7 protein-coding genes are annotated in these 4,533 nt (G+C 65.9%); 1 reads left to right on the forward strand and 6 read right to left on the reverse strand.

The window, feature by feature from the left end; genetic code table 11:
* Positions 1 to 191 precede the first annotated feature (191 nt).
* The 4 genes from AB0D04_RS42205 to AB0D04_RS42220 form a co-directional block, all read right to left on the reverse strand.
* Positions 192 to 416 carry a hypothetical protein gene (locus tag AB0D04_RS42205; protein ID WP_362712750.1) on the reverse strand — a complete coding sequence of 75 codons (225 nt, stop codon included), beginning with the start codon at positions 414 to 416 and terminating at the stop codon, positions 192 to 194.
* A 104-nt stretch (positions 417 to 520) separates the two neighbouring features.
* Complete coding sequence (locus AB0D04_RS42210; protein ID WP_362712751.1) at positions 521 to 1,015, reverse strand: hypothetical protein; 495 nt, start codon at positions 1,013 to 1,015, stop codon at positions 521 to 523.
* A 47-nt stretch (positions 1,016 to 1,062) separates the two neighbouring features.
* Positions 1,063 to 1,524: a hypothetical protein gene (locus tag AB0D04_RS42215; RefSeq protein ID WP_362712753.1), complete on the reverse strand. Its 462-nt coding sequence runs from the start codon at positions 1,522 to 1,524 to the stop codon at positions 1,063 to 1,065.
* Complete coding sequence (locus AB0D04_RS42220; RefSeq protein ID WP_362712755.1) at positions 1,511 to 1,753, reverse strand: hypothetical protein; 243 nt, start codon at positions 1,751 to 1,753, stop codon at positions 1,511 to 1,513. Before AB0D04_RS42220 ends, AB0D04_RS42215 begins: the two co-directional genes overlap by 14 nt.
* 403 nt (positions 1,754 to 2,156) lie before the next feature.
* Here AB0D04_RS42220 and AB0D04_RS42225 point away from each other — a divergent pair, with 403 nt between their 5' ends.
* The gene (locus AB0D04_RS42225; protein WP_362712756.1) at positions 2,157 to 2,954 is read left to right on the forward strand and encodes an SDR family oxidoreductase; all 798 of its coding nucleotides are present in this window, start codon (positions 2,157 to 2,159) and stop codon (positions 2,952 to 2,954) included.
* Positions 2,955 to 3,044: 90 nt separating this feature from the next.
* Here the strand turns inward: AB0D04_RS42225 and AB0D04_RS42230 are convergent, their stop codons facing one another.
* A complete protein-coding gene (locus AB0D04_RS42230) occupies positions 3,045 to 4,091 on the reverse strand; it encodes a site-specific integrase (RefSeq protein ID WP_362712758.1) in 1,047 nt (348 codons plus the stop codon).
* A gap of 195 nt (positions 4,092 to 4,286) precedes the next feature.
* Positions 4,287 to 4,533: hypothetical protein (locus AB0D04_RS42235; protein ID WP_362712760.1), on the reverse strand; the 247-nt coding region annotated here is incomplete at its 5' end.

The following is a 4,533-nucleotide window of genomic DNA, read 5'->3' on the forward strand; positions in this document are numbered from 1 at the left end:
AGTCACGAACCGCCGTTACCCTGACGGAGTGTCAGCCAACTAGACTCGAAACAGGCCCGCTGACCAGCACAAATGGAGAAGCACGGCTGGAGTACCAAGGAGTCACGCACTCGTCGTGCCATGCTGAGCCCTCCATGTAGGTGGAGTCGAGGTGCGGCGTGCTTGGTAGGTGGGCCGCACCTCGCGTGATTTCAGGGCTGCCTGAGCTGGGGGAGCCCCAGGTCAGCGATGTGGGTTTTGCTTCGGGCCTGGGCCTGGTCCATGGCGGTCAGCTTCTTGCTGGCGGCTTGGAGGCTGACCTGGAGTCCCTCCGCTTCGCCGAGCCAGCCGTTCGACTTGGCCTCTTTGATGCGGTCGGTGAGGCCGTGGATGATCTCGATCAGTCGCTTCCGCTGGCCCGGGTCGATCCGCAGCATCGGGCAGCGAACACAGGCTTCTCTGAACTACCAGTTGCCCCCGCCGAATGAGCTGTCGAGCTCAGACGTGTCAGTAGGTGGTCAGGAACGCCACCTTGCGACCCTCAGCACATCTTCCCGATCTTCATTGCTCGCGCCCGCTCTCCAGAGTTCTCTGGGCGGATCCGCTCGGCCAGGCAGTGCCGGTGGGAGATGATGGTGTGGCTTCCTGGGCCGTCGTGGCTTCGCGAGTCCAAAACGAGGGCGTCTCCACCTGGGCCCAATGTGATCCGTTCTCCACAGAAGTCGCAGCGCCAGGCCAGTGACTCCAGGTCGGCAGGTCGGATGCTGAGCCGCACTGATACCGGCGGATGCCAGCGATGGATCTGCTCGATCACCGCATCGATCTGCGAACCGATGGGTGGAAAGAGCGCGAGTAGTTCGTCATGGCTGCTCGTGGTCCTGGAGAACTGCTGGATCATGTCGATTGAGGCCGACAGACCAGCGTTCTCGTAACCGACGATCTCAACGACCACGCCCCATGGGCGATGGCTCAGGACCTTGGCCTGGATCTTCTGGCCAGGTATAAGCGCCAGGCTCTCTATCTCGAACCTTTCCATGAACCGCTTCCCTGTCCTCTAGCCCAGCAGGCCGTGCCCGTTAGCGCTCATGCACGCGTGTCGTCGACGTCGGAGTCCATCGCCGCGCTCAAGTCCCGCAAGGCGACATCGTATTGGTGGCGGTCGAACTGGAACGGGCTGAACGTCGTGTAGTCGCGTGCTGTGCGATGGGGTTGCTCGAAAGAGTCCCAAACCACGAAGTCCGCTGTGACGGTGATGCGAGCCATGAGAGGCCAGCATCCCCACTCGCCGCATTCACACCCTAGAACGGGTGTCTTCGGCCTCATCGCGTTGGTGGACCGTCCGAGGAAGTGGTCCTGCATCGGGCCGAACCGGAAGAACTCCGGGATCAGACCGCCGTAGGCATCGCCTGCGGGCTGCATCCCGGCCGTGATCTCGAACCCGTCGATCAGCTCGGTGAGTGGTGCTCCGTCGATGCGGGGGACGATCACGAGCGGGCCGCCGTCACCCCGGTGCCGGCAGTCGAACCGGATCTCATTGCTGGTCATCCAGGGATTGTCTCAGCAATGCCGTTCCCTCCTCCCGGCCGGGTTGAGCTGGGGATATGCGTGGCATGCCGAGGTTGATCGCCGTGCCGCCGGGAGATCGTCGGTCCATTTGACCGAGCTTGTCTTCGGCGCCAGCCAGGCTGACCCGGAGTCCTTCGACCTCGCCGAGCCAGCCTTCGCGCTCGGCCTCGGCGATGCGGGCAACGAGGTTGTCGCGGATCTCCTCCAACCGGCCACGCTGGGCCGGGTCCGGCCGGAGGAGCGAGCAACGAACACAAGCGTGTTCATGAACACAAGGGCTTGAAAAGGCACGAGCGCAGGTGCCGATGGAGACCTTGCGCTTCTCGAAGTGCGCGAGGAAAGCGTCCCATTCCTCCTCGGTGAGGTCCGATACTCATCGCTGGGTCGGGTGGCCCTGCGACGGGCGACAAAGGCGCGATGGGCCTCGATGGTCTCGGCCGGGTAGATCGCTAATGGTGGAGTCGGGTATTGGAACTGCCCGAATACCTGCCTGATCTGGCGCCTTCGGCCCCTCGTGATGGTGGCTGTGCCTGCCCATCTCAGGGGTGGTCGCGTCGTGCGCTTGGGAAAATCGGGTGCTGTGTGTAGCGCGTCCCACCAGGATGAGGATCATGAGTGGCGAGACGCACCTGGAGAAGCGGCGGGACGTGGGCGAGTCGGGGCGCCCGCTTGCCCTGGTCACGGGGGCAGGACGTTCGGCGGGAATCGCGGCGTCCGTGGTCGTGAATCTCGTCCGGGCGGGCTGGGACGTGGCCTTCACATATTGGACTCTGTATGACGAGCGGATGCAGTGGGGCGTGGAGCCGGGGGCGCCCGAAGAGTTGCGGAAGCAGGTGGCGTCCCTTGGGGCGAGAACGCATGCGATCGAGGCGGACCTGAGTGATCCGGCTGTGCCGACTCAGCTCTTCGGCAGCGTCGAGCGCGTACTGGGGAACGTCACCGCGTTGGTGCTCTGCCACTGCGAGTCGGTCGACTCGGGCCTGTTGGACACCACGGTGGAGAGCTTTGACCTGCACTTTGCGGTCAATGCGCGGGCAACCTGGCTGCTGATCCGGGAGTACGGGCTGCGGTTCCGCGGGCAGCATGGCAGCGGGCGGATCGTCAGCCTGACCAGCGACCACACCGCCGGCAACCTGCCTTATGGGGCGAGCAAGGGTGCGATGGACCGGATCACGTTGGCCGCCGCCCGTGAGCTCGCCCACCTGGGAGTGACCTGCAACGCGATCAATCCCGGACCGACCGACACCGGGTGGATGACTGAGGAGCAGAAGGCGGACATGATCCGCTTCACGCCCCTGGGGCGCCTTGGTGTGCCGCAGGACTGCGCGAACTTGGTCACGTTCCTCTGCTCAGCAGAGGGTGGATGGATCAACGGCCAGCTTCTCCAGAGCAACGGCGGTCTCGGGTAACCAAGCGCATGGACCTGACTTACGGGCGCCTCCGGTTGGCAACGTCGGCGGCGTAGGCGCCCCGGTCCCCGGCGGCGGCTCGCTGCCATTTCACAGCGACGGTGATGTCGATGCCGAGGGTGCGGGCGAGGACTGCTGTGGGCAACTCGGTGGCGAGCTGGAATAGCGCGGTCGAGCGGGCTTTTGCGAGCCGGATGCCGAGTTTGCGGAGCCGTTCGCCCATGGCCCAGGCGCTGATCGGGCGGCCAGGCTGGCCTCCGGGGAAGAGCCAGGCCGAGTCCGTCTGTGCGAGGACGGCATGGCTGCGGCGAACCTTGACCTGTTGGAGTGCCAGTTCAGCGACGGGTGCGGGCAGGTCCACCTCCTGGGGAACTGCGTGATGGACGGCGGTAGATAACCACCTCCACCACGCAGATCTCCGCCCGCCCCAGGCTCGTGCTGCACGTCATGGACACTGCCCAGAGGACTCAAGAGAAGCTGGACGAACAGCGGGTCGTGACCGTCCTCGATCAGGTGGGTGATGTAGGACCTGCGTAGCGAGTGGAACTCCAGCGCGGGGTCCAGTCCGATGGCGTCCTGGTAGGCCGCGAAGCGGGAGTCCAGCCGCTGGAGCCCGATCCGCGGGCCTCGCTCGGACGGCCAGAGGGCCCTGCCGGTCGAATGACGCATCCCGGGCCGGACCTCGCTGATCCATTCCTCGATGGTGCCGGGTGTCCAGTGCCAGACGGTCAGCACGCTGCGACGCTTGGGCGGCGAGCCCTTCTTGGCCTTGCCGTAGCGGACCAGCAGGGTGCCGTACTCGCCGGACTCCCGGCCCTCCGGGTTGCGGCCGAAGTCGGTGAGATCAAGCATCCGGGTCTCGTTGCGGCGCAGGCCGTAGGCGTATGCGACCTTGAACAAGGCGGCGTCCCGGAAGGCTGGCAACCAGCCCTTGCGACCCTTGCCGCGGACACGATCCTCGCCGACTCGCCAGTCTCCTACCTTGTCAGGGCGGAGGGTCTGCAGCCAACCTCCTTTGTGCACCGCGCGACTGGAGCCCTCGGCAGAGTGAGCGGCATCGGTACCTGAACTTCGGGACAGCGTATGCGTCGGGACTGGTGGGTCGTTGAGGTCTGGTGTCCGCCCGAGCCGCTCCACGATCGAGCCGCTGCTACCGGCGTGCCGGGGGGGCCGCGGGTCGCTTCAGCAACCCGCACTTTGTGCCCCAGGAGGATACGGCGACGAATAGTCACTCAGACTTCGATGGCACACGCTCAAGATCCGCTGTCACAGGACACCTGAAGCCGGACCGGGAACGTGGATCGTTCCCGTCGGTGAAGTCGGCCGGCTGCTTCACGCCGTGGTGACGGTGGCAATCGGGGATGGCAATCCATATCCACCCGCATCCGCCGCCGTTGCCGCCCGGGTGCAGCGGTCCTCGCCGCACGCGGCTTCCTTGAAGTGCCCGCCGGCGGCCAGCGGCGGCGCCGGGCCGTCCGTGCCGCACCCCGACCGCGGGCGGGTGCGGGACGGACCCCCGCCGGACGAGCCGGGCTGGTCAACTGCGGGGCGGGGTTGGGCGGGGTGACAACGAGATCTT

The organism is Streptomyces sp. NPDC048483, from assembly GCF_040651455.1.
GTDB lineage: Bacteria > Actinomycetota > Actinomycetes > Streptomycetales > Streptomycetaceae > Streptomyces.

Bases quoted from the DNA above. Each gene is read 5' to 3' on its own strand.
- AB0D04_RS42205 (WP_362712750.1), bottom strand. From the start codon at position 416: ATGCTGCGGATCGACCCGGGCCAGCGGAAGCGACTGATCGAGATCATC.
- AB0D04_RS42210 (WP_362712751.1), bottom strand. From the start codon at position 1,015: ATGGAAAGGTTCGAGATAGAGAGCCTGGCGCTTATACCTGGCCAGAAG.
- AB0D04_RS42215 (WP_362712753.1), bottom strand. From the start codon at position 1,524: ATGACCAGCAATGAGATCCGGTTCGACTGCCGGCACCGGGGTGACGGC.
- AB0D04_RS42225 (WP_362712756.1), top strand. From the start codon at position 2,157: ATGAGTGGCGAGACGCACCTGGAGAAGCGGCGGGACGTGGGCGAGTCG.